Consider the following 26,193-nt stretch of genomic DNA (forward strand, 5'->3'; position numbering starts at 1 on the left):
TCGTGATTATTCAGGCCCTCGCAGCCTTGAGCCGCTGTCCGAGTCGGGCGCCGAACACGTTCACCAACAAGCCACTCATGACCAGCAAGGCACCCCAACCCTGGGTTTCAGTCAGGCGCTCGCCCAGCAGCAGCGCTGATGAACTCAGGCCTATGACAGGTACCAGCAGCGAAAAAGGCGCGACCTTGCCGGCCGGATGGCGCGACAACAGCGTGCTCCAGAGGCTGTAGCCCAGAATGGTGGCCACGAATGCCAGGTATGCCAGCGCGGCAATCGAGTGCCAGCCGATGTGCGTGAGCGCCTGGCTGATGCGTTCAGGCCCCTCCAACCAGCCAGAAAGCAGCAGAAACGGCAGCGGAGGGATCAAGCCGCCCCAGATGACCAATGCCACCAGGTCTATCGACCCGAAGCGACGAGTGATGATGTTGCCCAAGCCCCACATCGCCCCGCCACACAAGGTCAGTACCAGCGCGAGCATGGGGACATGGCTACCGTCTTCGCTGCCGATCAGCGCCAGCCCACCGGCGGCCACCAGCAGCCCGAGCACGCTGGCCACGCGCAAGCGCTCGCCCAGAAACAGCGCAGCGAAGCCCAAGGTGAAGAAGGCCTGGGACTGCAGGACCAATGAAGCGAGCCCCGGTGGCATGCCGCTGGCCATGGCCTGGAACAGAAACGCAAACTGCCCCAGCGAGATGGTCGCACCGTAGGCGATCAGCCAACGCCACGGCAGGTTCGGCCGCTTGATGAAGAACACCGCGGGAAAAGCCACAAGCAGAAAACGCAGCGCCCCCAGCAACATGGGTGGCAACCCATCGAGCCCGACCTTGATCACGACGAAGTTGACGCCCCAGGCGATGATTACCACCAGAGCGATGAGCAGGTCCTTGAGCGGCATTGCGGCTTCCTTCTTCAGCACTTATACATATTTCGTTACAGCATAAGGCTATTCCTCAATGAACCACCATTACAGTTGCGCCCTAGCGTTGCGCAACAGTGGGCTGTGCGGCCATTAGAAGAATACGGTTGGTACGCCCATGAAAAAGGGCCGCCTAGGCGACCCTTAACTTGCGCTCTGTATCTCCTGCCATCACGCCACGGCGAACAGACCGTTCTCGATGTGCGCCTGGGCCGCGGCAATCGCTTCGGTGCGCTGCTCCGGGCCATAAGCCAGGCCATGAGCCCGTACCACGTGCAGGTCGGTAATACCGATGAAGCCCAGGAATACCTTGAGGAAGTCTTCGTGGCCGACCCCTGTCGGTTGATCGGCATGCATTCCCCCTGCCGTGGAAACCAGCACCACTTTCTTGTCACCGCACAGGCCTTCTGGACCAGCCTCGGTATAACGGAAGGTCTTGCCGGCGACGGCGATGCGGTCGATCCAAGCCTTGAGTTGGGTCGGCACGCTGAAGTTGTACATTGGCGCGCCGATGACCACTGCGTCGGCGGCCAGGAACTCTTCGAGGGTCTCGGCACTGAGCTTGGCCTCGAGGGCCTGGGCTGCATCGCGCAGCTCTTCGCCGGTGCCGGCAGCCATCAGGGTAGCGGCCGAGAAATGAGCGATGGCATCGGCTGCCAGGTCGCGATAGACCACTTCGACGTTCGGCTCAGCGGCCTGCCACGCGGCTACGACTTCACGGCTCAATTGGCGCGAGGCCGAGTTGTCACCCAGGATGCTCGAATCGATGTGCAGCAGTTTCATGGGGTACTCCTGTGAAAGGGGGGTTGAGGCTGGATATATTTGATGAAAAGGATGTTACCTAAGTGTGTAATGGATGATAAGTACGCCCAATCGCGCTAGTTTGTCCTACCCCTGGAACAATGAGCCGTGCCATGCAGGATCTGAACGACCTGTTTTATTTCGCCCGTGTCGTCGAAGCAGGCGGGTTCGCCGCCGCTGGACGCCAGCTCGGCATTCCGAAATCAAGGCTATCCCGCCGTATCGCCGAACTGGAGGATCGCTTGGGCATGCGCCTGCTACAGCGCACCACGCGGCAAGTGAAACTGACCGCTGTGGGCGAACGCTACCTGCATCACTGCCAAGCCATGCTCCTTGAAGCTGAAGCCGCTGAAGAAGCAGTAGCCAGCATGAGCAGTGAACCGCGCGGCAGGCTACGCGTGTCCTGCCCGGTGGCCTTGGGTCATGCGTTCTTGCCGGACGTGGTAACCCGGTTTCTGCAACAGTATCCGCTCGTGCAGCTGGATCTGGTCTTGCTCAACCGTAGGGTGGACCTGATCTCTGAAGGAATAGATGTAGCGCTGCGAGTGCGCGACTTGGGCGATGAGGACCCTACGCTGGTGACCCGGCGACTGTGTCAGGCACAGATGCAACTGGTAGCCGCGCCCGGTTTCGCCCCACAGGTGCGCGCGCCTGAGCAACTGGCCGACCTGCCGGTGCTGGGTGCACCCGAGGCCGACCGCCTGGTACACCTGAGGCTGCAGGGGCCAGGGGGCCAGCAACACGCCTTGGCGCTCGAACCCAGGCTTTCAGTGGACGATTTCGTGGTACGTAATGCAGCTGTACGCGCTGGTCTGGGCTTCACCGCCCTGCCCAGCCTGTTTTGTGAAGAGCAGCTCCAACGCGGTGAACTCGTAAGATTACTTCCGGACTGGTCCTTGCCAGGCGGCTACCTGCAGGCGGTTTACCCGCACCGACGCGGTGTCACGCCTGCGGTGCGGGTATGGATCGATCATTTGGCCGCCTCATTCGAGACGTGCGGGGAACGTTACGTCTGACACATCACTGAGCCCAACCCGAGTGGCCGGAACTTCAATAGGGGGCGCTCGCCCCCGTTCGTGATACAGCGGCTTCACCCCAACGCTGCAGCTCGCCCTTGAAAGAACAGCCAATACGCCCAGGCGGCCTGGTGCACGACCACGATGGCCCAGAACTTGACCTGGTAAGGCACCTTGCGTGTCTTGTGCCGGAACACCTGCTGCGCCAGCAGAGCCCCAGGCCAGCCACCGAACAGTTCTACACCATGCAGCAGTTTCTCCGGGGTGCGTCGCGCTTGGCTGCGGGCCTGGGACTTGTCGCGCCAGTAGAGCAATACACTGACCAGGCTCATCACCGGGTACACCACCAGCGGCCACCACGCCTGCGCGTCGTAGGCCAGGCACGCGACGCCCAACACCGGCAGCACACACAGCAGCCCCAGCAGCACTCCCTTGAACTTGGCATTGCGTATCCGTGTCGGGCGCTGGCGGTCTGACTGCTCATCCATGAGCGACGGTCCAGTCGACCCAGCCGAACAGCCAGCTCGCCAGGATCAGCATGCCGAAGACGATCCGATACCAGGCAAAGGCTGCATAACTGTGGTTGGCGATGAATTTCAGCAGGCCGCGTACGGCGATCATCGCGAAGATGAACGAGGTGACAAAGCCCAGCGCAAAGACCGGCAGATCATCGGGCTGGAACAGATGGCGGTACTTGTAACCCGAATACACGGCAGCCCCCACCATCGTCGGCATCGCCAGAAAGAAGGAAAACTCCGTCGCAGCAGTACGCGACAGGCCAAACAGCAGGCCGCCGATGATGGTCGAGCCGGAACGCGAGGTACCCGGGATCATGGCCAGACACTGCACGAAACCGATTTTGAGCGCGTGGCTCCAGTGCATCTCATCGACATGAGTCACCTGAACCCTGTGTTGGCGTCGCTCGGCCCAGAGCATGATCACCCCACCCAGTACCAGCGCAGCTGCCACGGTGACAGCATTGAACAAGTACTCATGAATCAGGTCGGCGAACAATACACCCAATACCAACGCAGGCAGGAAGGCCAACAGCAAGTTGCCGGTGAAGCGCTGCGCCCTGGGCTGATTGGGCAACCCACGGACCACATCGAATATCTTGCCGCGAAACTCCCACATCACCGCCAGGATGGCGGCCAGCTGAATGATGATGTTGAAGGCCATCGCCCGCTCACCTGTAAACCCGATGAGGTCGGCAACGATGATCTGGTGGCCAGTACTGGAAATCGGCAGGAACTCCGTCAGCCCTTCCACCACGCCCAGTATGATTGCCTGAAAGGCCGTCCAAAAATCCATCATCCCCCCGATGGAGCCTGCTCGTGGCAAGCTCCTTGTTCTTGATTTGCCTGAATATTGCCGCACGCGGCCCGGCTGTTTTACAGCGTCTGTTGGTCGCAAAGCCAGTGGAAAAGTTCACGGTTACTAAAGGTTTCATGTTGCGCCGCCGAAATGCTGGCAGAGCCCCTTTGCACTGTCATGACGATGCAGGCAACAGACTCCACCGCACATGGCACTTAGCCATTAGTCGAGTGGGTCCATGGCCGCAGGCGTGCTTGGATGCAGGTGAAAACAAGAACAAATGGAGCATGCGCAATGAAGACGCTTAGATCGATGTCGATCAGCAGCCGTTTATGGCTGATCCTGATAGTGGCGATAGCCATGCTGTTGGTGCTTGGTCTGCTGATGCTGCGCCAGATCCACGGCGACTTGTACCAGGCCAAGGCCGAGAAAACCCGGCATGTGGTGGAAACGGCCACAGGTGTACTGGCGCATTTCCAACAGCTGGAGGCCGCCGGCACCTTGAGCCGTGACGCGGCCCAGCAACAAGCCCTGCAGGTGGTAAGGGCGTTGCGCTATGACCATGACGACTACTTCTGGATCAACGACCTGACCCCGCGCATGATCATGCATCCGGCCAATCCCAAGCTCGACGGCCAGGACCTTTCGGGCATTCGCGATCCGGATGGCTTTGCCGTATTCAACGAAATGGTCGCGCTGGCGCGCCAGCAGGAGGCTGGGCCTGTGAATTACCGCTGGCCCAAGCCAGGGGCTAGCGAACCTGTTGCCAAGACATCCTACATCCAGCTGTTCAAGCCCTGGGGCTGGATCATCGGCTCTGGGGTCTACGTTGACGACGTACAGACCGAGTTCGCTCGCCAGCTGCGTGACGCTTCGCTGCTGGGCATGGCGATCGCGCTGCTGATGGGCCTGATGGTCTGGGTGATCGCACGCAGCATTGCCCGCCCGCTACAGGAAGCCGTGCAGGCCATGGGCAATATCGCCAGCGGCGAAAGCGACCTGACCCGGCGCCTGGACACCCACGGGCGCGATGAACTCAGTCAGCTGGGCGAGCACTTCAACCGCTTCAACGGCAAGCTGCAAGGGGTGATCGGGCAATTGCAAGGGGCGGCGCATGCGCTGGCCAGATCAGCCGACCATGTAGGCGACAATGCCGGTGCGGCGCAACAGCAAAGCGCACAACAATCCCTGCAGATGGACCAGGTGGCAACGGCCGTGAACGAGGTGACCTACGCCGTGCAGGATGTAGCCAAGACCGCCGAGCAGGCCGCCGGGGAAATGCACTGCGCTCAGCAACAGGTCGCCCATGGGCAGCAGGCGATCCATGGCAGCCTGGCCCAGATCGACCGGTTGTCCATCACCATCGAACAGGCGGTGCAAGTGATCCGTGACCTGGCCGGGCACAGTACCCGTATTGGCGGCGTGCTGGACGTGATCCGCTCGATTGCAGAACAAACCAACCTGCTGGCGCTTAACGCGGCGATCGAAGCGGCTCGCGCGGGCGAACAAGGCAGGGGTTTTGCCGTGGTAGCCGATGAGGTGCGCCTGCTGGCGCAGCGCACGGCCCAGTCCACGGCCGAGATCCACACCATGATCGAACACTTGCAGAGCCAGTCCGATGCTGCCGTCAAGGCGATCAACACCAGCAGCGAGGCCTCACGGCAAACCGTCACGCAAGCCCGCGAAGCAGGCGCCAGCCTAGATGCGATCAACCAGGCCCTGCACACCCTGACAGCGTTGAATGCCTCTATTGCCAGCGCCACACTGCAGCAGTCCCACGTGGTCGAGGACATCAACCGCAACGTGCTGGACACGGCAGGCCTCTCGCAGCAGGCGGCCGAGGCGGCACGCCAGTCCAGTGAGGCCGGCGTGGCGCTAGGCCGGCTCAGCCAGGACCTGGAACAACTGCTGCGCCAGTTCAGGGTCTGAAGCCGACACCGGCTCAGGGCCGCTAGACGGCCCTGATCCCGGCAACGCTCTACACCTTCCTTGAGCTAACCGCTACAATCGCGCCCCTCCCTGAAATCTCCAAGGATCGCCGATGTCCGGCCTTGAACTCATCGCCGCCGTCCTCGGCGTCATCGCTGTGTGGCTCACGGTCAAGCAGAACGCCTGGTGCTGGCCCCTCGGCCTGATCATGGTGCTGATCTATGCCTGGCTATTTTATGAGGTCAAGCTCTATTCGGGGATGCTGCTTCAAGTTGCCTATGCGCTGTTGCAACTGTATGGCTGGTGGCAGTGGAAGCGCCCTGAACGGCAAGACGCGGCACGCCAGGTATCGAGCTTACGGCCCGGCGCGCTGGTCATCCACCTGGGCCTGGGCGTACTGCTTAGCGCAGCATTGGGTACTGCCATGGCCACCTGGACCGATGCCGCCCTGCCCTGGCTGGATGCCAGCCTGACCGGCTTTAGCCTGGTGGCCCAGCTGTGGATGGCGCAAAAGCGCTTGCAATGCTGGCCCCTGTGGGTCGTTGTGGACATCATCTATGTCGGGCAGTACCTGCACCAGCACTTGTATTTCACCGCGGCGCTGTTTGCGGTGCTCACCCTCATTGCCCTGCGCGGATGGCTGGAGTGGCACAGGGACCCGGCGTTGGTGAAGGCATGAGCGCTGTCACGAGCACACAGGTTGTGGTGCTGTGCGGCCCCGAATCCAGTGGCAAGAGCTGGCTCAGCGGCCAGATCCAGGCGCGTTTCGGAGGGCTGGTGGTGGGTGAGTATGTGCGTCATTTCATCGACCAGCACTGCCGCGACACGTGCTACGCCGACATCCCCAGCATCGCCCATGGACAGTTGGCCTGGGAAGACGCTGCACGCGCAGCCTCGCCCTCGCTGTTGATTCTGGACACCCACCTGCTCAGCAACATGCTCTGGAGCCAGACCTTGTTCGGTGACTGCCCACCTTGGCTGGAGCAGGCTCTGCTCGATCGTCACTACGACCTGCACCTGCTTCTCAGCCCAGAGGGCGTGCCCTGGGTTGCCGATGGCCAGCGCACCCAACCGGATGTGCGAGAGCGCCAGCAGTTTTTCGAGGCAAGCCTGCACTGGCTGCAAGACCACGATCAGCCCTATCGCATCATCGAAGGTGACTGGGCGACACGTCAGGCTCTGGCGCTGGAACTGGTCGCCTCGACGCTGCGGGGCTCTGACCCGGTGTTAAGCCTCTGACACACCCCGGCTGTTACCAACCCCGCAAGCATGCGGCTTACGCCGTGAGCTCCGATAAGTGTCACGCCACCGATACACTGCCTGTCATTCCAATCAAACCACGCCCTAGAGGTGACCGCTTGGTCATCAGTCCATGTCCGTTGTATCAGCACTGACACAACGCAGCTCTACACGACAGCTTTCATCGCGCTAACCTCCTGAAATACAGCGACTTCTCAAAAGCGGCACGGCTTCTGCTCTTGCTAGCGCAACGCTGAACAAGGCCAGCGGCTGAAGAAGGAATTGCCGTCGTGAGGAACATCGACAAACGCCTGGGTTACCTGTTGCTGCTGGGGTGCGCGATCAGCTCGCTCAGCGCGACCGCCCAAGCCGACAATGGCACCATCGTCATTACCCGCGACGTGCAGACACGCAATGCCGTGATTCCCCCACTGCGTCCGGACCCCACACCCACCACCGTCAATGCCAACCCGGTCAATCATGTGCTGCGCCAGACCAACGAGTTGAGCGATGGCGACTTCGCTAGCATCAGCAGCGGCTCAGGCATCAACGCCCTGATCACCCAACACACCGATCACCTGGGCGGCAACCTTGGCCACCAGAGCCAATTGCCCAACCTGGCTGGCGGGCGTGGATCAGGGTCGGGCAACGGGATCTCCAACATGGTCAATTCGAGCGTGCAGAAAGGCCTCGCGCCCCTGCAGATCCTGACGGGGGGCAAATGACATGAAGCCTGCCCTGCTCGTCATCACCCTGCTGTGCAGCGCGTCCGCCATGGCCCAGCCACCGACTGCCATCAGCAACAGCGCCACCATCGACGACGCCGGCCGTGCCTATCAGGGCAACATGACGGTCAACCAGGCCGCCGGGGACATGCAGCAGCAGGCCAATGCCCGGGCCTTCGCCCTTGGCCACGGCGCCAGTGCCACGACCCAGATCCGGCAACGGCTCAATACGCCTGCGGACGCTGCCATGGACACCCAAGCCCACATTGGCGGCGCCTCGTTCAGCCACGGCAATGGCGCGCTTGGCGTCAACCAGAGCGCCGGTGCCGGCACCCAGCAGGCCAACGCCCTGCGCATCAGCGTCGGAACACAACCGCAAAGCATCGACGACAGCGTCCTCCTGCAACAGAACGTGACGCTGCTCAACACCTTTGACTCAGCTGCAACCCCGACAGGTCATCGCCAGGTCACCACCAGTGACCAGGCGTTCACCGGTGGCCGTGGCGTGGTTCAGCTGAATCAGAGTGCCGGGGTGGGAAACCGCATGGCCAACACCTTGAGCATACGAGTCGCCGACTGACCGTTTGAGTCATGAACGACACTTAACCTTTAGAGTACGGAGAATCACCATGAAACCTTCGATGGCACTCAAGCCTCTGGTTTTCGCAATTGCTGCGGTCATGGCCGTTGCTGTACAAGCCGATCAGAACCGTCGCAGCTACAACGGCAACAGCACCACCTGGCTGCCTATCTCGGCCAAGGCCGATGCGCTGGACACCCAGCGTAGCACCGGCAACACCATCACCAACCAGGGCACCGTGAACGAAGCTGAAATGAGCAGCTCGGCAACTGGCGCCAGTGGCAACGTGGGTGTCAACGTGGCGTCTGGTAACGGTAACCAGCAGGGCAACGCGTCGGCCATCGCCAACGCCGCTGCCGACTCTACCCTGGACAACAGTTTCGTCTTCGGCACCGCAGAAGCCAATGCTGACGTCAGCCAGTACAGCAACAACAACCGGGTCGACAACTGGTCGACCCAGTCTTCGGCGGTAATGAGCGGCTCTGGCGAAGGCAGCTCGGGCAACGTAGGCATCAACATTGCCGGCGGCGACCTGAACCAGCAGAAGAACAGCATGGCCATCGCCAATACCAATGCCGGTATCGGCAACGCCACGGCTACGGCCAAGGCCGACCAGAACGGCCCTGGGCTTGTGGTCAACAATGGGGCCGACCGCACTTACCGTGTCGATACCCTGACCTTCACCACCTCGGCCACCGGTTCCAGCTCGCGTGAAGGTACGCTGAACTCGACCGATGACCGCAGTGCCTCGTCCAGCTTCAACCTGGCGGGCTCGCAAAGTGCCAGCTCCAGCGGCTCCAGCGGTTGGAATTCGAGTGGTTCGAGTGCCAACAACGCCAGCGGCTCCAACAGTGCCAGTGCCAGTGGCTCCAACAGCTGGGGCATGAACGGTTCGGCCAGCGGCAGCGCCAGCGCCTCGAACAGCGCCAGCCTCAGTGCCAGCCTGGCAGCGGCTGCCGATGCCACGCGTACCCTGACCCTGACCAACGGTGATCGCGAGCGCACCCGCACCAGCAGCGTCGACGGTTCGCTCAATGCATCCCTGGACGCCTCGGTGAACACCTCGCAGCAAAGTGCCTACGATTCTTCATTCGAGAAAGCCTTCGACTCCAACTACGACAAGTCAAGCGAGTCGGCCTATAACCATTCGCGTGACTCGTCGTACACCAAGTCCCATGACTCGTCCTACGAGAACGCTTCGGCTTCGGCGTTTGAAAAGTCTGGCGAAACCTCCAGTCAGTCCTCCAACGACGTGGCCAAGAGCTACAGCGAAAGCAGCGCTTACGACTTGAGCAATACCGTGTCCTTCCAAGTGCTGACCCCGACCGGCTGGGCCAACCCTGTGACCAACACTGCAACCCTTAGCGGTTCGGTCAATGGCGGCAGCGGCAACCTGGGCGTGAACGTGGCGGCCGGTGTCGGCAACCAGCAGAGCAACTCGCTGGCTATCTCCAATACCTCGTTCTGATGCCAGACCCCAAGGCCCCCTTTCAGGGGGCCTATCTTCAACGCATCCAAAGGCGTCGATCATGCGCGTATTCGCCCTGGCGTTCCTGCTGTGCCTGGCCAGCATGGGTCAAGCAGCCCAGATGCCCCTGTCCGTCCTGCCAGGCGGCGCGGTGGTGTTCAAGCCCATCCAGAGCATGCGCGAACGCAAGTTCGCCGACTTGGTGCAACAGAAGACCGACTTCAGCTGCGGCGCCGCCGCGCTGGCAACCATCCTGCGTCAGGCCTACTGGCTGGACGTGGACGAACACCAGATCATCGAAGGCATGCTGACCCATGCCGACCAGAACCTGGTCCGCACCCAGGGGTTTTCGATGCTCGACATGAAGCGCTACGTGGAAAGCCTGGGCATGCGCGCCCGGGGATACCGGGTGGCGCCCGAAACCCTTAACAGCGTACGAATCCCGGTGGTGGTGCTGATGGACATCCGCGGCTACAAGCATTTTGTGGTCATGCAGAAGGTCGACCGCGGCTGGGTCTACATCGGCGATCCGGTGTTGGGGCACAAGCGCTACAGAACCGAGGACTTCCTCAAGGGCTGGAACGGCATCATTTTCGCGGTGATCGGCCAGGGCTACGACAAGCACAACGCGCTGCTCGACCCTCCGTTGCCGCTGACGGCCAAAGGCCGCCTGGACGGCTTCACGCCGGTCAAGGATGCCGATCTGCTGGACTACGGCTTCATTCGAAGCGATTTCTTCTAACGCCTCTTCCAAGAACAAGGTGCATGATGCGCCGGGGAGCATTGCATGAAGACCCCTATCTGGTTGGTCCTGGCCTGCATGACGGCCAGCCTGCCTGTCCACGCCGAAGTGCTGCACCCCATCGAGCTCAAGGACCAGGAGCTGGCGAGCTTGCGTGGGCGCTACGTGATGCCGGGCCGAATCGTGAGTTTTGGCATCGTCATGAGCAGCACCTGGCAGAACGCGCGCGGTGAAGTGATAGGCGCCAGCAGCACCTTGCAGGTGCAAGAGGCCACGATCAAGCCGCAGTTCTATGTCTCGCTGATCGATGGGCACGGCGCGCCGAAGGCCCAGGGAGGTGCCCAGCCGGTCGCCCAAGGCAGCGGCACGGTGAGCGGCGGTGCCGGGCTCGGCACCACCCAGGGGGTGACCCAGGTGGTCCGCGCGGCCGGCGACGACAACAGTGCGTACAACACTGTAAACGTCAACGTGACCAAGGCCGATCAGGCCCCTGCCGTGCAGCCCCATGGCCAGGTATTGGCCGCTGGGCAGACATTGATGGCCGAAAACGGCGCCGGCGCGCTGAGCGTATCGTCCACAGGCGTGGGCGTACAAATGAACATAGACGCCAACGCCAACCAGGGTAGCAGCGTGCAGCGCCTGGCCCAGGGCGGGTTGATGCAGAACACCACCGTGCTCGGCAATGGCAACCTGGTGAACAACGTCACCTCCCTGAACGTGGTCATGCGTCAGAACCTGCCGACTGCCGCTTCGCTAAATGGCAGCCTGGACCAGCTCAAAGGGCTTCGCTCTGTCGGATACTGATCTACGCTCAGTCTCATCACAGCAGTCGGAAGGGACGGCATCTTCATGCAACGATCGTTAGCACTCAAAGCGGTTGTGTGTTTGACAACCTTGGCACCCGCCACATCGCTGTACGCCGCTGTAGATCCGCAAGTAGAAGCACTCAAACAGGAACTGACCGAACTCAAGCGCCGCTATGAAGCCCAGCAGCAGGCGCTGATGGTGCTGGAGCAGCGGGTTCGCCAGGTCGAAGAAACCCCGGCCGCTCCCCCGCCAAAACGCCTGGTGCGATCGCCCAGCGAACGGGTCAAGGGGGCCCAGACCGTCGCCGCCGGGGCGCCTGGGACCACCGGCAGTTCGTATGGACAGGCGCTGGCCGCAGACTCCGAGCCTGCGCAAAGCGTCTCCAACCTGTACGACGAGGCCAGCGGGTTCTTCGGAGGTGGCAAGTTCAGCCTCGAAACCGGCTTGACCTACACCCACTACGACACCCGCGCCCTGACCCTCAACGGCTTCCTGGCGCTGGATTCGATCTTCCTGGGCAATATCAACCTGGACCGGATCAAAGCCGACAACTGGACCTTGGACCTGACGGCACGCTACAACCTGGACCAGCGCTGGCAGTTCGACATCAACGTCCCCGTCATTTACCGCGAGTCCACCTATTCGTCTGGCGGCGCTGGGGGTGCCGGGCCGAGCACCTCGGATGCCACGGTCACACGCGACCCGGAAATCGGCGATATCAACGTGGGTGTCGCCTACAAGTTCCTGGACGAATCCGAGACCTGGCCAGACGCCGTGGCCACCCTGCGGGTCAAGGCGCCTACCGGCAAGGACCCCTATGGGATCAAGCTGCGCGAAGTGGCGGGCAACGACAACCTATCCGTGCCCGAGAGCCTGCCGACCGGCAATGGGGTCTGGTCCATCACACCGGGTATCTCGCTGGTCAAGACGTTCGATCCGGCCGTGCTGTTCGGCAGCTTGTCCTACACGTACAACCTGCAAGACTCCTTCAGCGACATCAGCCCGCAGGTCAACAGCAAGGTCCCAGGTGACGTGAAGTTGGGCGACTCTTGGCAAATCGGTGCGGGTATTGCCTTCGCGCTGAACGAGAAGATGAGCATGTCGTTCTCGGTCTCCGACCAGTTCGGACGCAAGAGCAAGATCAAGCCCGACGGTGGTGACTGGCAATCGGTCTCCAACAGCGACTACAACGCGGCCAACTTCAACGTCGGCATGACGTTTGCGGCGACCAACAACCTCACGATCGTGCCCAACCTGTCCATTGGGCTGACCGATGATGCGCCCGATTTCTCGTTCAGCCTCAAATTCCCTTACTACTTCTGATGATCGACGCACCGGGCCCGCTCACGCGGGCCCTCCTTTTGTGTGCCCGCGCTTTGCACGCCCGCCTTGCCCGGCCTCGGCCTGTTATCATCAGCCACAGTTTGATGACGATTTAATGGCAAAGGAAAGATTTTTGTGAAGAGCCTTTCAGACCCCTCACACCAGCGGCTCGCCGCCTTGGCCGTGTTGGTGCTGGTGCTACCTCTGGGCGCACGTGCCGTGTTGGGCTGGTCCAACCCGCTTGGCTATCTCTCCGACCTGGCCTTGGGCGGCGCACTGGTGCTGCTTTTGCACCGCCGGCCTTGGTGGCTGGCGCTGCCGGTGCTGTTGGCGTGGGCCCTCCTCTGGGTCGCCTCGGCCGAACTGGTCAGCGCGGTGGGACGGTTGCCCACCAGCGCAGACCTCGCCTATCTGGTCGACCCGCAGTTCATGGAGAACTCCACCGGGGGCGGTCTGGCCCACGCCTGGCTGCCTTGGTCCATGGGTGCCGGGCTGCTGGCCTGGCTGGCTTGGGCGTGGAAGACGCGTACACAGCCTGGCCGATCGCTGCCACGCAAGGCGTGGGTGGCGGTCCTGGCGTTGTTCGGTGTGCATTGGGCCAGCCAACACCTGGCACCCTCCGATGCCGAACAGTGGCGTCAATACAACCTGGGCCATCAGCTCGTCTCTGCGGCGGTGGGCGATGTGCAGCGCCAGGTGCAACGCTGGAGCGGCCAGGCGACGCCGTTCACCCCCCTGCCGAGCGCCGGCCTCACCCAGTCGGATCTCAACGGCCAACGCCTGCTCAATGGCCCGGGCAGCGCGCGCAACCTGCTGGTCATCACGGTCGAGGGCATCCCGGGTGCCTACCTGCGCCCCAATCGCGAGGCGCTGCACAGCCGCTTCGACGAAGACCTGATGCCGCGCCTGAGCCAATGGGCAGCGCGGGGCATGAACACCCCGGACTACGTCCTGCACAGCCATCAGACCATACGCGGCTTGTATGCAATGCTCTGTGGCGACTACGACAAGCTGGCCAACGGTACGCCCAAGGGCGTGGAGTTGCTGACCCAGGCCGAGCGCAACCAGGCCTGCCTGCCGGCGCAGTTGCGCCAGGCTGGTTTTACCACCCATTACCTGCAGGGCGCTGGGCTGCGTTTCATGGCCAAGGACCGCATCATGCCCCACATAGGTTTTGATTCGGTACATGGCGTGGAGTGGTTCGCCAACCGCAATTACCTGGACTTCCCGTGGGGCAAGGATGACCGAGCCTTTTTCGAGGGCGCACTGAATTACGTCGGGCAACTGCGCAAGCAAGACAAACCGTGGATGCTCACCCTGCTCACCGTCGGCACCCACCAGCCCTACTCCGCCCCTGCCGATTACCTGGCGCGCTTCGACACGCCCAAGCAGGCCGCCGTGGCCTATCTGGACGATGCCCTGGGGGCCTTCTTGGATAACCTGGAGCGCCGGGGCGTGCTCAAGGACACCTTGGTGGTTATCACCTCGGATGAATCCCACGGCATTGATGGGGTGCGTCTGGCCTCTTCCTGGGGCTTCAACCTGACCCTCGCACCCGATCAGGCCCAGTTACCTCACCTCAAGGGCGGCACCTACGGGCATGTCGACCTGGCCACTTCGCTGCTGGACTATTTCGCGCTGCCCATCCCGCTGGCCCTTGGCGGGCGGTCGATGTACCGAGACTACGACACTGGGCGTGAAATGATCTCGTTCACCAATGGCATGCTCCGCTACCACGACGGCAAGGGCGTGTTTACCGAGTGCGATTTCCAGCAGCGCTGTCGCCGTTACGCCAGCGAAGGTTTCATTGCCGATCAGGCCCGCTACCTGGACCAGGGCGACAGCGCACTGGGCCAGCAGATGGGTGCATTGGCCGGCGTACTGGACCAGTCACTGATGCAAAGCCCTCTCAACCTGCGCTATCAATTTGGCGGGCCTTCACCCATCCAGTTACGCAAGCGCATCCATGACGATTGGGCCGATAACCTGATCGGCGCGCAGTACCTGGAAATGCCCGAGGGCTCGCGCACGCGGGTCAGGGTCAAGGTGCGTGCGCTGGACGCCAGGCACGCCGCGTATATCCAGCTCAAGGCCAAGCAACTGGAGCAGGATGTGCCGCTAGGCTTGCCCGAGGAAGTCAGGGTCACCGCTGACGAGCCGCTGGAGATGGAGTTCGGTTTCGACAACCCGGTGGAACGCAAGGCCTTCTCCTTCCACCTGCTGGGCTATGGCGGTGGGCAGGTCGAGGTGAGTGACTTCAGCGTGATCACCGCATTGCCTGGCGAGGAGGATTTTCAGGATGAACTGACGCCGGAGCACGTCGCGCACTCAGGCTGATGCGCTGCCGGGTCGCGTCTACCCAGCCTGGCAGCCCCGCCTGGCTGGGTATTGCCCATCAAGCGGGTGTCAGGTTCGCACGCCCAGCATGCCCCGCTCGATGATGAAGTCGATCACCGCCTGCAACCCCTCCCCCTTTTTCAGATTGCTGAACGTCCAGGGCCGCTCGGGCCGCATCCGTTGGGTGTCACGCTCCATTACTTCGAGTGAAGCCCCAACGTACGGTGCCAGGTCGGTCTTGTTGATGACCAGGAAATCCGACTTGGTGATGCCGGGTCCACCCTTGCGCGGAATCTTCTCGCCTTCGGCTACGTCAATCACGTAGATAGTGAGGTCGGCCAGCTCGGGGCTGAACGTCGCACTCAGGTTATCGCCGCCACTTTCGACAAAGATGACTTCAAGGTTGCCAAACTTGCGTGCCAGCTCCTCGACGGCTGCAAGGTTCATCGACGCATCTTCACGGATGGCCGTGTGCGGGCAGCCGCCGGTTTCGACGCCCACGATGCGCTCAGGCTCAAGTGCACCGGCTTCGGTCAGGATGCGCTGGTCTTCCTTGGTATAGATGTCATTGGTCACCACCGCGATCTGGTAATGGTCGCGCATGGCCTTGCACAGCGCTTCGAGCAATGCGGTCTTGCCGGAGCCCACGGGGCCACCCACACCGACACGCAGGGGTTGTTGATAGCTTTGCATTCAGGCAGTCCTCAAGAACGGAACAAACGGGTGTATTGGGTTTCATGACGCGATGAAGCGATGGCCAGCAGTGGCAAGCCGCCGCCAAGCTGGTCGTCGCCAAGGGTCAGGGCGTGGTCGAATGCCTCGGGCAAGTCATTGCTCAGCGCATGCAGCAGGGTCTGGGCAGCCTGTTGGCCGAACGGCACCAGCTTGACACCGGCCATTACCGCCCCTTCAAGCCAGGCGAAACCGTAGCCCATGGCCAGTTGCCGCAAGGGGATCGCCCAATGCACGGCCAGCCAGGCCATGCCACCCAGCTGGGTGAGCCCCAGGCTGTCACGCCAAGCCGGGACCTGTGCCAGCTGCCAACCGTCGAGCAGTCGCGCCAGGGCGGCCCCACGCTGTTGCTCTTCCAGGCGCAGCTCTGCCGTTTCGCGATTGGCCAGCAAGAACTGGCACCAATGGGCGTAGGCCTGGGCATCGCTGGCCAGGCAGGCGTTGTACAGGCGGACAAGCACGGGCCAGTCCAGGTACGCCAAGGTGTCCTGGATCTGTTCGCGCTGCCAGGCGGCAAAACCATCTGTGTTCTTGACCCACCCTGCCTCGACTGCCCATTCCAGGCCCTGCGAATAGGTGAAGCCCCCGACTGGCAAGCCGGGGCTTGCCAGCTGCAACAACCGCAGCAGCGCCAGATCGGTGCTCATCAACCGGCCAGCACCAGCGCGGCGCCGGCCAGCAGCCCACCGCCGAACGCTTTCTGCAGCCGTGCATGGCGGCGCAGCAGCAAGCCTGCTGCGTAGCCACAGGCCAGTAACAGGCCGCTCACTGCAACGAAGCCTGCGCTGAATTGCCAGAACGCGCTGGGCGTCGCCTCTACCCCATGCGCCCAGCCATGGAACAGCGCAAACACCGGCATGGCCAGCGCCAGCAGCAGCTGCCGTGCTGGCAGCAGCATGGCCGCACCGGCCACCACCAGCGAGCCTGCAATCAGGGTTTCCATGCCCAGTACATTTCCGAACAAGTGCCCTCCTACAGCACCGGCGAACATCGCCGCCAATGTCGCCAAGGGCAGTAGCAACGTGCGGCCAGTGAGCGCCGCCAACACGCCAGTGCCCAGCAGCATCAACAGGTGATCCAGCCCGGTCAACGGATGCAACAGCCCGTCCTGTAGCGGGTGGGTATCGTGACCAGGGTGGGCGAAAGCGGGCAACGCCAGCATCAGCAACAACAGCGCGAACGTCTTTTTCATAGGTAGCTCCAGTAAGGTCAGGAATGAGCAGGCAGGCGCACGAAGGGGTGACCATGGGCATGGGTATGGGGTGTGCTCTGGTAGGCACCGGCCTCCGGCTCGAAAGGCGCTTGTTCGGCCTCCACGGTCAGGCCCAGGCCGCGCAGCATGTCATCGAGCACATGGTCATGCTGAAAGCGCAGCAGGCCAGGCTCGATCTGCAGAGGTACGTGTCGATTGCCCAGGTGGTAGGCGGCGCGTGCCAGCAGGTGCGGGTCTGCACACCGCACGGTCGAGACTGCTTCGGCCGCGGCCTGTACCCGGATCAACTGGCTGCCGGTGGCATCCGTCAGCAGTTCTCCGCCGCGCAGCAAGTGCCCCCTTTCGAGCATCAGGCCCGCTTCGCGGCCATCGTCAAGGGTTACCCGCAATCGGCTCTTGATGCGGCTGTCCACATCCAGGGTGACAGTGCCGGTTACGGCATGGGTGCCGGGGTCGGTGATACGACGGGTCAGAACTAACATCGGGGCTCCTTCAGAACAGGAAATAGCGCTGCGCCAACGGCAGCTCGGTGGCCGGTTCGCACACCAGCAGTTCACCGTCGGCCCTGACCTGATAGGTCTGGGCATCGACTTCGATCACCGGTTGCAGGGTGTTGTGGAGCATGTCGGCCTTGCGCACCCGTCGGCAGCCGTGGGCCACCCCGATCAGGCTGCGCAGGTTCAACGCCTGGTGCAGGCCATCGTCGATTGCGGCTTGTGGCAGGAAGGTCATGCGGGTGGCATGGCGGGCCGCGCCCAGGGCGCCGAACATCGGCCGGTAGTGCACCGGTTGCGGCGTTGGAATCGAGCCGTTGACGTCGCCCATGGGCGCAGTGACGATCATGCCGCCCTTGATCACCAACGCCGGCTTGACCGCGAAGAACGCCGGAGACCACAACACCAGGTCTGCCAGTTTGCCCGGCTCGACCGAGCCGACCTCATGGGCGATGCCGTGGGTGACCGCAGGGTTGATGGTGTATTTGGCGATGTAGCGCTTGACCCGGAAGTTATCGCTGTACGCCGTGTCGGGCGCCAGGGGCCCGCGCCGCTTTTTCATCTGGTGCGCCACCTGCCAGGTGCGTAGCACGACTTCTCCGACCCGGCCCATGGCCTGGGAATCGGAAGATGTCATGGCGAAGGCGCCCATGTCGTGCAGGATGTCCTCGGCCGCGATGGTCTCGCGCCGGATACGCGACTCGGCGAAGGCGACGTCCTCGGCAATGCTCGGGTCCAGGTGGTGGCAGACCATCAGCATGTCCAGGTGCTCATCCACGGTATTGACCGTGTAGGGCAAGGTGGGGTTGGTCGAGGACGGCAGTACATTGGCCTGCCCCGCTGCCCGAATGATGTCCGGCGCATGGCCCCCGCCAGCCCCTTCGGTGTGGAAGGTATGGATGGTGCGCTCGCCAATGGCGGCCAGGATGTCTTCGATGCAGCCGGACTCATTGAGGGTGTCGGTATGGATGGCCACCTGGATGTCCATCTCCTCGGCCACCCCCAGGCAACAGTCGATGGCCGCTGGGGTCGAGCCCCAATCCTCGTGCAGCTTCAGCCCCACGGCGCCGGCGGCGATCTGCTCGCGCAGTGCCTCGGGGCGCGATGCATTGCCTTTGCCCAGCAGCCCTATGTTGATGGGCAAGCTGTCGGCTGCCTGGAGCATACGCGCCAAGTACCAGGGGCCTGGGGTGCAGGTGGTGGCATTGGTGCCGGTGGCGGGCCCGGTACCACCGCCAATGAAGGTAGTCACGCCGCTATTGAGGGCTTCATCCACCTGCTGTGGGCAGATGAAGTGGATGTGCGAATCGATGCCGCCAGCCGTGACGATCTTGCCTTCGGCCGCAATCACCTCGGTGCCAGGGCCGATCGGCAAGGTGACGCCTGGCTGGACGTCGGGGTTGCCGGCTTTGCCAATGCCGGCGATGCGGCCGTGCTTGATGCCGATGTCAGCTTTGACGATGCCCCAGTGGTCGATGATCAGCGCATTGGTAAAGACCAGGTCCATGGCCTCGGCGGCCAGCATCTGCCCTTGGCCCATGCCGTCACGGATGACCTTGCCGCCGCCGAACTTCACCTCTTCGCCGTACAGGGTGTAATCCTTTTCGACGGCCACCCACAGCTCGGTGTCGGCCAGGCGTACCCGGTCCCCTACCGTGGGCCCGAACATGTCGGCATAGGCCTGGCGAGACAGTCGGCTCATGCTTCACGCTCCAAAGGCCCCATGACCTTGCCCTGAAACCCATACACCTCGCGCTTGCCGGCATAGGCGACCAACTGCACGGTACGGGCCTGGCCTGGTTCGAAACGCACGGCGGTACCTGCCGGGATGTCCAGGCGAAACCCGCGGGTGGGGCCACGGTCGAAGACCAGGGCCGCGTTGACCTCGAAGAAGTGGTAATGCGACCCGACCTGCACGGGGCGGTCGCCGTGGTTGGCAACGCTCACGCTGACGGTGGCACGGCCGCTGTTGAGCTTGATGTCGCCAAGGGCGACCTGGATTTCACCTGGAATCATCAGGGGCTCCGCTGGGGTTTCAGACAATGGGGTCATGCACCGTCACAAGCTTGGTGCCATCGGGAAACGTTGCTTCTACCTGCACGTCGTGCAGCATCTCGGCGATGCCGGGCATGACCTGCTCGCGGGTCAGTACTTCACGGCCAAGGCTCATCAGCTCGGCGACCGTACGCCCGTCGCGTGCCCCTTCGAGCACCGCCGCGCTGATCAGCGCCACCGCCTCGGGGTAGTTGAGCTTAAGGCCACGGGCCAGGCGCCGTTCGGCCAGCAATGCGGCGGTGAACAGCAACAGTTTGTCTTTCTCTCTAGGGGTCAGCTCCATCGGTACTCTCTTCAGGTGGCCCAGATTCGTGGCGGGCAGGCGTACAACCCCAGGATGGCCGGACGCAGCACCTGCCAAAGGCGTTGCAGGGTGTGTTGCAGGTGTTGGTTGTCGTGATCGAGCAGGCGGATCACCAGCAGCGAGCCGAGCAGCGTCGCGCCTGCCGGGATACCCAGCGCGTCCAGATGCGGGCGTATGGCCTCAAGCGTGTCTTGATTGGCGGGCGCAGCGCAGAACGTTGCCAGCAACGGATGACCACCGAGCTTCTCCAGGCGTCCACCGCGCACCCGCAAGCGTTCGTGCAGGCCGATTTGGTCTGCAAGCTCGATGCTCAGCAGGCTGTCGAGCGCGCCTTGCTCGAAGCGCTCTTGCATGACCGGCCTACCCAGGCACAAGGTTTCCCAGGCCAGTAGTCGAGCGCCGGCTTCGAGGGTGAAGCGGCTCTCGAGCGTTGCCTTGGCACCATTGAAAAAGATGCTGTCCTGGGGCAGCCACTCCAGTGTGCTGCCCGCTGCCAGGTGAAAGCGCTGGGTCAGGCGCGCCGTCGGGCCCACGCTGCGGTAGAACTTGCTCGCCCCCGGCATGGTAAGCAGCGCGTGACTACCGGGCTCCAGGCTGATGTCCAACTCTAGCCGGTCACCGGCGACGATGCCGCCTGGCGGGTGCAGGACATAGACGTGGCATGGCGCGCCTTCCGGATAGAATGGCCGCTGCACCAAAAGAGGTCCGAAATGCCGGCGCGCACCAAGGCGGGTCACATCCTCGCGTACGACAAAACGCAATTGCAGACAAGCGCTCCACCCGGTCGGGTCGTCCAATGCTTTAAGCGGCTCTGCGAGCATCATCCTGCAGCCCTTGTAGTGCGTGGCGTCATGGCCGTTGCGAGGGGACCGGGCGGGAACGGCTGCCCGCTCCTGCCTGACCACTCGATCAAATTCTCGAGGTGGACATAGCAGGGAATGGGCCAATTCGGCGGATCAGCGGCAGATGCTTGAATCAGAGCGCTGCGCCCGCATTGGGCAGCTCGTTGGTGCGCGCACTAGCCAAGGGCATGCACGAGCGCCATTGAGGTGCTCGCGAGCCTAGGCATAGAGTCGGCCATCTGCCGGCAAGGGACGGGCGTGATCAGTAGTCGAAACGGTCCACGGCACGCCGACGTTCGTTGTCATCGCGCCGATCATAGATGGCAGTGGTCTGGATGTTGGCGTGGTGCGCCAGCTTCTGAGCGATGGACAGGTCATGCTCTTCGATGACCCGCGTGATGAAGGCGCGACGAAAATCGTGCGGCATGATCTTCACGCCGACCTGCGCACCGCGTTGGCGGGCAATGTAGTAGATCGCATGCTTGGTGATGCGAGCCCGGGTGATGTGGTTGCCCCGCCGAATTCGGTTGAACAGGAACGGATCGTCCTCTGCGCCGGCAGGCAAGCCAGCGCGCCGCAGGTCAAGCCAGGCCTGCAGTTTCTCGAAGGCCCAGGGCGGTGCGTACTTGATCAGCTGGTGATTGCCCTTGCCCACCACTTGCAAACTGCGCGCCTCGAAATCCACCTGGTCCAGGTCGATGTCCACCGATTCCGACTTGCGCATGCCGGTGCCGTACAACAAGGCGATGATGGCCGCATCACGAACGCCCTGCGGGCGCGGATCAGCGGCGCAGACGTCCATCAGTTCCCGAATCAGGCTGCGCCGCAGGTTGCGACCAGGCGGTAGTCGCGAGCCAGTGGCAGGTTTGACCTCGCGCATGCGCAGCAGGTGCTCGTGGTCGATCAGGCCCTGTCGCCAAGCCTCGTTCATAACACCGCGAATGGCGTTGACGTACAGCGACGAGCTGTTGGGCGCAAAACCATCGCTGCGCAGCGCGGCGACCAGCCCTATCACATGACCAGGCTCGAGCTGATGCCACGGCACATCGATCAGGTTGCAGTCCACGAACCCTAGCCGGTCGGCAGCGTCCTGGAGGATATAGCGCATGGTCTGCTGGCTGGAGGGCGCCAGCCGGTCCATGTACTGCAAGAGCGGGTTTTTCGGAAGTTCGGACAAAACATAAATCCTGTAGCAGTGTTGCAGCGCAGGCGGACGATGAGTGCACGCTACCCATTCCCAGGCCTCGGAGACAGCGCACGGGCCAAGCCACTGCGAACCTGACACGCTCAACCGCCCTCAAATACAACGGATTGTGGAACGGTGTGGTCGCTGATCTTACCGCAAAGGCTCGACCAGAACGAACGCAGGGCCTCAAAGTTGCCTTTTTATCAGTAGCGGCAAAGGGCCCACGCTGCAGTGTCAAGCAATCGCTGGCGGCCACCAGCCTGGAAACATCTGCTGAACGCGGGGTTCTGCAAAGCGCTCGTCGATAAGTACCAGTACCCCGCGGTCCTGGTCGCCCCGGATGACCCTGCCTGCTGCCTGGATGACTTTGCGCACGCCTGGATACAGGTAGGCATAGTCGAACCCAGCGCCGAACTGCCGACCAAGCCGCTGCTTGAACTGCTCGTTGATCGGGTTGACCTGGGGCAGGCCCAAAGTGGCCACGAACGCGCCGATCAAGCGCGTCCCCGGCAGATCGACACCTTCACCGAAAGCCCCGCCCAACACCGCAAAACCTACGCCGCGGCCGCCTTCGACGAAACGGTCGAGAAAGGCCTGACGCTCGCCCTCGTCCATCCCTGGCGCTTGCGACCAGAGGGGGATTTGCCCGTGCTGGCGCGCCAGCAGCTCGGCCACCTGCTGCAGGTATTCGAAGCTGCTGAAGAAGGCGAGGTAGTTACCCGGCAGGCGCTGGTATTGCTGCGCAATCAGCTCGACGATCGGCGCCAACGAGGCGCTGCGCTGCTGATAACGCGTGGAAACCTGACTTGCGATGCGCACTTCCAACTGCTCGGCGCGAAACGGCGCGGCTACCTCGAGCCAGGCGGTGTCCGCCGGCATGCCCAGCAGGTCGTGGTAGAAGCGCCGGGGGCTCAGTGTGGCTGAAAACAAGGTCACGCTGCGGGCCGCCAGCATACGGGGCGCGAGCAGCCGCGCCGGGTTGACGTTACGCAGGCACAGGGTGGAATAGCGCTTGTTGCGTGGGCCGTTGCGCACGCTGATGTCGAACAGAAAATGCTCGTCGAACAGTTCAGCCACCCGGTTGAACTGCAACGCATTGAAGAAAAACTGCAGCAGGTGCGGATCGGTATGCGCCGGGGATTGGTTCATCTGCTCCTGGATCAGGCTTGTGCACTGCTGGAGCGCGCGTAGCAGCGCTTGGGGCAACGCGTCACTGGCCTGGTACGGCGCGCGCTGTTCCTTGTGCAGCGCATTCCACTGCCGGTTCAAACGGTCCAGGGCCGTGGTCAGCCCGGCCGGCTTGCGTTGACGTAATGCTTGCAGCTGGCCTTGATCGAGGCTGGCGCTGTACATGCTGCGGCCGCGCTCGACCAGGTTGTGGGCTTCGTCCACCAATACGGCCGTACGCCATTGGTTGGCCTGGGCCAAACCGAAGAGCAAGGCGTGGGCATCGAAGTAGTAGTTGTAGTCGGCAATCAGCACATCGACCCAGCGCGCCATTTCCTGCCCCAGGTAGTAAGGGCATACCTGATGGGCCAACGCCACTGCGCGCAGGCTGCTGCGGTCGAGCAAGGGCTGGGCAGCGGCGGCTTCGCGTGCGGCAGGCAGCCTGTCGTAGAAGCCCGCCGCCAACGGGCATGATTCCCCGTGGCAGGCTTTATCCGGGTGTTCGCAGGCCTTGTCGCGGGCGATCAGCTCCAGCGTGCGCAAGCCGGGCTGGGCCTGGGTATCGGTCAGTTGGCGAAGGGCATCCAGGGCCAGCGCGCGCCCCGGCGTCTTGGCTGTCAGGAAGAACAGCTTGTCCAACTGCTGCGGCACCATGGCCTTGAGCAGGGGAAACAGCGTGCCAAGCGTCTTGCCGATGCCGGTACTGGCCTGGGCCATCAGGCAGCGGCCAGTGCTCACGGCCTTGTACAGGGTCTCAGACAGCTGCCGCTGCCCTTGGCGAAACTGCGGATAGGGAAAGCGCAGCGCCAGTAGCCCTTGGTCGCGCTGCGCGAGCCGCCGTTGCTGACGGTGAGCCCAGGCCAGAAACCGTTGGCACTGGTCGTCGAAGAAGGCCTGCAGATCAGTCGCCGTGCAGTGCTGGGTGATCAGCGTCTGCCCGTCACTGTCGACGTCCAGATACACCAGGGCCACATCAAGGGCTGACAGGCCACGCGCCCGACACAGCAGCCAGCCATAGACCTTGGCCTGAGCCCAATGCAATTGGCGATGATTGTCAGGCTGGCGGGCCAGGTCACCGCGGTGGGTCTTGATTTCTTCAAGGCGGTTGCAAGCCGGGTCATAGCCGTCGGCGCGTCCGCGAACACGCAGGGTTTCAAACTGCCCTTCAAGGGCGATTTCCGATTCATAGCCTGCCCCCCGGCGGGCGACCACGCGCCGATGGCCTTCAATGCCTTCCTGGGCTGTGGGCGACGGCGTGAAGCGCAGGTCCAGGTCACCCACCTTGGCGCTGAACTCACACAAAGCCCGTACAGCCACACTGTAGCTCACGCCGCCTCGCTCCAGCGCACATGACACACCGCGACCGGCAGGCCATGCAGGCGGCAGAATTCCAGCCACCGCAGCTGGTTGTCCTGCAGGCGATCACCTGGCCCCTTGACCTCCACCATGCGGTAGCGGCCTTGCTCCGGCCAGAACTGGATCAGGTCTGGCATACCGGTGCGGTTGTTGCGAATGTCCTGCAGCAGCCTCAAAAAGCACTGCTTCAGATGGGCGCCCGGCAAGCAGCCCAAGGCTTGGTCCAGCAGGGTTTCACTGAGCATGCCCCAGAACACGAAAGGCGATTGCAGGCCGCGCTTGGTGGCATAGCAGTCCAGAATGGCCTGCCGATGTGTACCGTCGTCCAGCCGGTTCAGGCAACGCTCGAACACTTGGCTGCGCCGATGCTGGAAGTCGCTGTCGTGCAGGTCTTGTGGCGCCGACTGGAACGGGTTGAAGAAGGCTCCTGGGACCGGGGCAAACACGGCCTCCCAGCACAGCAGGCCGAACAAGCTGTTGAACAGGGTGTTTTCCACATAGTGAACCTCCCCACCCGCCGTAGCCAGATGCTGTCGCACCGCTTCCTCGACGCCAAGCTCGGCGTGGGCTCTGGGCAGTTCCAGCTCCATCAACTCGACGGGCTTGAGGCGCTGGCGACGCTGAGGTGGCCCGCCGAGCTTGCGCGCCAGACGCGGCAACATGCGCTCCAGCGCCTGTACCTCGAGCGCATTGGCCGGCGCTGCTGCCAGTTGCAGAGCCAGGGCATGGGCCTGCTCCCAGGACTGTGTGCGCTCCAGTACGCGTACTTGACGAATGCGCGCCTGGGGATGGGCGCATTGGGCGTACACCGCCATAGCCTGATCCCACTCGCCCCTGCGTTCGCACTGCTGGCCCAGCGCGAACAGCAACCGCGCCCTGCGCCTGGCCAGCCATGCATTGCCACTGTGCAAGCCTTGCAGTGTCGTCAGGATCGAAGCGGTATCGGCGCCCTCCTCTAGACGCTCGGCGCACTGGTGCAGCGCCAGGGCCAGATCAACCTCCGAGCGCTGGTGCAAGGCCCGCGAGTCAGCGCTGAACGCTACCTGCTCGAAGCGCAGTACCCCCAGGTCGGCGAGCACGAAGTCCGACCAGTCTTGATAGAGATTGCCGAAAAACAGCAGCCGAATTCGGTCACAGACCGGCTGGCGACACCACTGCACGATACGCAGCTCACTGTCGGCGAACCATTGGCGCAGCGACCGCGGAGCCAGTTCCAATGCTTGCAACTCGGCCAGCAGCTCATGCTTGGCCGCACGCGGCCGGCTGAGCTGCGCTGCAAAGCACTGCGCCAGTTCATCCTTGCGCAAGAGCGTGAACAACTGCTCGAGGGTCAAGTGCTCGGGCTCGCACACCCAGCCGAGCCCGATCAGAGGTGCCAGGGCCTGCCCGATATCACCGACTTCGGCATACTGCAGGCGATCATCGCGAAACAGCTCACCCTTGCGCATGACCATGCGCACCATGATCGCTTGTGCAGGCGGGTCCAACTCGGCGAACGCAGCGATGAACGCCTGCTCGCTCAGGTCGAGCAGGTCTGCGTAGCGCTGACCCACCCAGCACAGGACCTGGCGGAAGTTATGCAGGTAATACAGGGGATCTTCGACAGAATGGGCAATCACGGAAATCGGTCGGACGGCAGCTTTACGG

26 protein-coding genes and 1 pseudogene are annotated in these 26,193 nt (G+C 62.8%); 12 read left to right on the forward strand and 15 right to left on the reverse strand.

Translation table 11 applies throughout. The features are described 5' to 3' along the window. Window positions 1-10: 10 nt before the first annotated feature. Together FS767_RS17750 and FS767_RS17755 are read right to left on the reverse strand one after the other, a co-directional pair. A complete protein-coding gene (locus FS767_RS17750) occupies window positions 11-895 on the reverse strand; it encodes an EamA family transporter (RefSeq protein ID WP_058605147.1) in 885 nt (294 codons plus the stop codon). 192 nt (window positions 896-1,087) lie between these two features. Further along, window positions 1,088-1,699, reverse strand: a complete 612-nt coding sequence (locus FS767_RS17755; protein ID WP_144967091.1) for an FMN-dependent NADH-azoreductase — start codon at window positions 1,697-1,699, stop codon at window positions 1,088-1,090. A gap of 131 nt (window positions 1,700-1,830) precedes the next feature. Between FS767_RS17755 and FS767_RS17760 the strand changes: the two genes are divergently transcribed. After that, a complete protein-coding gene (locus FS767_RS17760) occupies window positions 1,831-2,733 on the forward strand; it encodes a LysR substrate-binding domain-containing protein (protein ID WP_144967092.1) in 903 nt (300 codons plus the stop codon). A gap of 74 nt (window positions 2,734-2,807) precedes the next feature. Here FS767_RS17760 and FS767_RS17765 read toward each other — a convergent pair whose 3' ends face one another. Together FS767_RS17765 and FS767_RS17770 are read right to left on the reverse strand one after the other, a co-directional pair. Beyond that, window positions 2,808-3,221: a DUF1294 domain-containing protein gene (locus FS767_RS17765; protein ID WP_144967093.1), complete on the reverse strand. Its 414-nt coding sequence runs from the start codon at window positions 3,219-3,221 to the stop codon at window positions 2,808-2,810. Then, window positions 3,214-4,044 (reverse strand): undecaprenyl-diphosphate phosphatase, encoded by an 831-nt coding sequence (locus FS767_RS17770; protein ID WP_100852615.1) that lies wholly within the window; start codon window positions 4,042-4,044, stop codon window positions 3,214-3,216. Before FS767_RS17770 ends, FS767_RS17765 begins: the two co-directional genes overlap by 8 nt. A gap of 387 nt (window positions 4,045-4,431) precedes the next feature. On the opposite strand from FS767_RS17770, the pseudogene FS767_RS23555 reads away from it, so the two are divergent. From FS767_RS23555 to FS767_RS17820, 11 genes and pseudogenes are all read left to right on the forward strand, one after another. Further along, window positions 4,432-5,103 (forward strand): annotated as a pseudogene (locus tag FS767_RS23555) (cache domain-containing protein); the annotation flags it as partial. A gap of 138 nt (window positions 5,104-5,241) precedes the next feature. Next, entirely contained in the window at window positions 5,242-5,976 is a 735-nt protein-coding gene (locus FS767_RS23560; RefSeq protein ID WP_371921599.1) for a methyl-accepting chemotaxis protein, read from the forward strand. A 112-nt stretch (window positions 5,977-6,088) separates the two neighbouring features. Further along, window positions 6,089-6,655, forward strand: a complete 567-nt coding sequence (gene pnuC / locus FS767_RS17780; RefSeq protein ID WP_100851369.1) for a nicotinamide riboside transporter PnuC — start codon at window positions 6,089-6,091, stop codon at window positions 6,653-6,655. Then, window positions 6,652-7,215, forward strand: coding sequence for an AAA family ATPase (locus tag FS767_RS17785; protein WP_144967095.1), 564 nt, complete (start codon window positions 6,652-6,654; stop codon window positions 7,213-7,215). Before pnuC ends, FS767_RS17785 begins: the two co-directional genes overlap by 4 nt. A 290-nt stretch (window positions 7,216-7,505) precedes the next feature. Further along, entirely contained in the window at window positions 7,506-7,940 is a 435-nt protein-coding gene (locus FS767_RS17790) for a hypothetical protein (protein ID WP_144967096.1), read from the forward strand. Between the two features lies 1 nt (window position 7,941). Next, complete coding sequence (locus tag FS767_RS17795) at window positions 7,942-8,520, forward strand: adhesin (RefSeq protein WP_144967097.1); 579 nt, start codon at window positions 7,942-7,944, stop codon at window positions 8,518-8,520. A 49-nt stretch (window positions 8,521-8,569) separates the two neighbouring features. Then, the gene (locus FS767_RS17800; RefSeq protein ID WP_144967098.1) at window positions 8,570-9,988 is read left to right on the forward strand and encodes a heme utilization protein; all 1,419 of its coding nucleotides are present in this window, start codon (window positions 8,570-8,572) and stop codon (window positions 9,986-9,988) included. Between the two features lie 61 nt (window positions 9,989-10,049). Then, window positions 10,050-10,730, forward strand: coding sequence for a C39 family peptidase (locus FS767_RS17805; RefSeq protein WP_023533487.1), 681 nt, complete (start codon window positions 10,050-10,052; stop codon window positions 10,728-10,730). Window positions 10,731-10,775: 45 nt separating this feature from the next. After that, window positions 10,776-11,534, forward strand: a complete 759-nt coding sequence (locus FS767_RS17810) for a hypothetical protein (protein ID WP_144967099.1) — start codon at window positions 10,776-10,778, stop codon at window positions 11,532-11,534. 45 nt (window positions 11,535-11,579) lie between these two features. Further along, window positions 11,580-12,860: a hypothetical protein gene (locus tag FS767_RS17815; RefSeq protein ID WP_058605135.1), complete on the forward strand. Its 1,281-nt coding sequence runs from the start codon at window positions 11,580-11,582 to the stop codon at window positions 12,858-12,860. Window positions 12,861-12,995: 135 nt separating this feature from the next. After that, window positions 12,996-15,197: an LTA synthase family protein gene (locus FS767_RS17820; RefSeq protein WP_144967100.1), complete on the forward strand. Its 2,202-nt coding sequence runs from the start codon at window positions 12,996-12,998 to the stop codon at window positions 15,195-15,197. A 69-nt stretch (window positions 15,198-15,266) separates the two neighbouring features. On the opposite strand, the gene ureG is transcribed toward FS767_RS17820, so the two are convergent. From ureG to FS767_RS17875, 11 genes are all read right to left on the reverse strand, one after another. Further along, window positions 15,267-15,890 carry an urease accessory protein UreG gene (gene ureG, locus FS767_RS17825; RefSeq protein ID WP_027915537.1) on the reverse strand — a complete coding sequence of 208 codons (624 nt, stop codon included), beginning with the start codon at window positions 15,888-15,890 and terminating at the stop codon, window positions 15,267-15,269. A gap of 11 nt (window positions 15,891-15,901) precedes the next feature. Further along, complete coding sequence (locus FS767_RS17830) at window positions 15,902-16,576, reverse strand: urease accessory protein UreF (RefSeq protein WP_144967101.1); 675 nt, start codon at window positions 16,574-16,576, stop codon at window positions 15,902-15,904. Beyond that, complete coding sequence (locus tag FS767_RS17835) at window positions 16,576-17,121, reverse strand: HupE/UreJ family protein (protein ID WP_058639348.1); 546 nt, start codon at window positions 17,119-17,121, stop codon at window positions 16,576-16,578. Before FS767_RS17835 ends, FS767_RS17830 begins: the two co-directional genes overlap by 1 nt. A gap of 17 nt (window positions 17,122-17,138) precedes the next feature. Beyond that, window positions 17,139-17,624 (reverse strand): urease accessory protein UreE, encoded by a 486-nt coding sequence (ureE, locus tag FS767_RS17840; protein ID WP_144967103.1) that lies wholly within the window; start codon window positions 17,622-17,624, stop codon window positions 17,139-17,141. A 10-nt stretch (window positions 17,625-17,634) separates the two neighbouring features. Next, window positions 17,635-19,338: an urease subunit alpha gene (ureC, locus tag FS767_RS17845; RefSeq protein ID WP_144967105.1), complete on the reverse strand. Its 1,704-nt coding sequence runs from the start codon at window positions 19,336-19,338 to the stop codon at window positions 17,635-17,637. After that, a complete protein-coding gene (locus FS767_RS17850; protein WP_144967153.1) occupies window positions 19,335-19,652 on the reverse strand; it encodes an urease subunit beta in 318 nt (105 codons plus the stop codon). The genes ureC and FS767_RS17850 overlap by 4 nt, the downstream gene beginning before the upstream one ends. A 19-nt stretch (window positions 19,653-19,671) precedes the next feature. Then, complete coding sequence (locus FS767_RS17855) at window positions 19,672-19,974, reverse strand: urease subunit gamma (protein ID WP_003253929.1); 303 nt, start codon at window positions 19,972-19,974, stop codon at window positions 19,672-19,674. Between the two features lie 11 nt (window positions 19,975-19,985). Continuing rightward, window positions 19,986-20,819: an urease accessory protein UreD gene (locus FS767_RS17860; RefSeq protein ID WP_144967107.1), complete on the reverse strand. Its 834-nt coding sequence runs from the start codon at window positions 20,817-20,819 to the stop codon at window positions 19,986-19,988. 280 nt (window positions 20,820-21,099) lie between these two features. Beyond that, window positions 21,100-22,014 carry a tyrosine recombinase XerC gene (gene xerC / locus FS767_RS17865; RefSeq protein WP_144967109.1) on the reverse strand — a complete coding sequence of 305 codons (915 nt, stop codon included), beginning with the start codon at window positions 22,012-22,014 and terminating at the stop codon, window positions 21,100-21,102. Window positions 22,015-22,257: 243 nt separating this feature from the next. Further along, entirely contained in the window at window positions 22,258-24,519 is a 2,262-nt protein-coding gene (locus FS767_RS17870; protein ID WP_144967111.1) for an ATP-dependent DNA helicase, read from the reverse strand. Continuing rightward, window positions 24,516-26,165 carry a VRR-NUC domain-containing protein gene (locus tag FS767_RS17875; protein WP_144967113.1) on the reverse strand — a complete coding sequence of 550 codons (1,650 nt, stop codon included), beginning with the start codon at window positions 26,163-26,165 and terminating at the stop codon, window positions 24,516-24,518. The genes FS767_RS17870 and FS767_RS17875 overlap by 4 nt, the downstream gene beginning before the upstream one ends. Between the last annotated feature and the right edge of the window lie 28 nt (window positions 26,166-26,193).

The sequence above is a fragment of the Pseudomonas sp. DE0010 genome (assembly GCF_007680745.1).
In the GTDB taxonomy this organism is placed as follows: domain Bacteria; phylum Pseudomonadota; class Gammaproteobacteria; order Pseudomonadales; family Pseudomonadaceae; genus Aquipseudomonas; species Aquipseudomonas parafulva_B.

Bases quoted from the DNA above. Each gene is read 5' to 3' on its own strand.
- FS767_RS17805 (WP_023533487.1), top strand. From the start codon at position 10,050: ATGCGCGTATTCGCCCTGGCGTTCCTGCTGTGCCTGGCCAGCATGGGT.
- FS767_RS17830 (WP_144967101.1), bottom strand. From the start codon at position 16,576: ATGAGCACCGATCTGGCGCTGCTGCGGTTGTTGCAGCTGGCAAGCCCC.
- FS767_RS17755 (WP_144967091.1), bottom strand. From the start codon at position 1,699: ATGAAACTGCTGCACATCGATTCGAGCATCCTGGGTGACAACTCGGCC.
- FS767_RS17795 (WP_144967097.1), top strand. From the start codon at position 7,942: ATGAAGCCTGCCCTGCTCGTCATCACCCTGCTGTGCAGCGCGTCCGCC.
- FS767_RS17785 (WP_144967095.1), top strand. From the start codon at position 6,652: ATGAGCGCTGTCACGAGCACACAGGTTGTGGTGCTGTGCGGCCCCGAA.
- ureC (WP_144967105.1), bottom strand. From the start codon at position 19,338: ATGAGCCGACTGTCTCGCCAGGCCTATGCCGACATGTTCGGGCCCACG.
- FS767_RS17810 (WP_144967099.1), top strand. From the start codon at position 10,776: ATGAAGACCCCTATCTGGTTGGTCCTGGCCTGCATGACGGCCAGCCTG.
- FS767_RS17750 (WP_058605147.1), bottom strand. From the start codon at position 895: ATGCCGCTCAAGGACCTGCTCATCGCTCTGGTGGTAATCATCGCCTGG.
- FS767_RS17770 (WP_100852615.1), bottom strand. From the start codon at position 4,044: ATGGATTTTTGGACGGCCTTTCAGGCAATCATACTGGGCGTGGTGGAA.
- pnuC (WP_100851369.1), top strand. From the start codon at position 6,089: ATGTCCGGCCTTGAACTCATCGCCGCCGTCCTCGGCGTCATCGCTGTG.
- FS767_RS17860 (WP_144967107.1), bottom strand. From the start codon at position 20,819: ATGATGCTCGCAGAGCCGCTTAAAGCATTGGACGACCCGACCGGGTGG.
- FS767_RS17800 (WP_144967098.1), top strand. From the start codon at position 8,570: ATGAAACCTTCGATGGCACTCAAGCCTCTGGTTTTCGCAATTGCTGCG.
- FS767_RS17855 (WP_003253929.1), bottom strand. From the start codon at position 19,974: ATGGAGCTGACCCCTAGAGAGAAAGACAAACTGTTGCTGTTCACCGCC.
- FS767_RS17760 (WP_144967092.1), top strand. From the start codon at position 1,831: ATGCAGGATCTGAACGACCTGTTTTATTTCGCCCGTGTCGTCGAAGCA.
- FS767_RS17850 (WP_144967153.1), bottom strand. From the start codon at position 19,652: ATGATTCCAGGTGAAATCCAGGTCGCCCTTGGCGACATCAAGCTCAAC.
- ureE (WP_144967103.1), bottom strand. From the start codon at position 17,624: ATGTTAGTTCTGACCCGTCGTATCACCGACCCCGGCACCCATGCCGTA.
- FS767_RS23560 (WP_371921599.1), top strand. From the start codon at position 5,242: ATGGACCAGGTGGCAACGGCCGTGAACGAGGTGACCTACGCCGTGCAG.
- ureG (WP_027915537.1), bottom strand. From the start codon at position 15,890: ATGCAAAGCTATCAACAACCCCTGCGTGTCGGTGTGGGTGGCCCCGTG.
- FS767_RS17765 (WP_144967093.1), bottom strand. From the start codon at position 3,221: ATGGATGAGCAGTCAGACCGCCAGCGCCCGACACGGATACGCAATGCC.
- FS767_RS17835 (WP_058639348.1), bottom strand. From the start codon at position 17,121: ATGAAAAAGACGTTCGCGCTGTTGTTGCTGATGCTGGCGTTGCCCGCT.
- FS767_RS17815 (WP_058605135.1), top strand. From the start codon at position 11,580: ATGCAACGATCGTTAGCACTCAAAGCGGTTGTGTGTTTGACAACCTTG.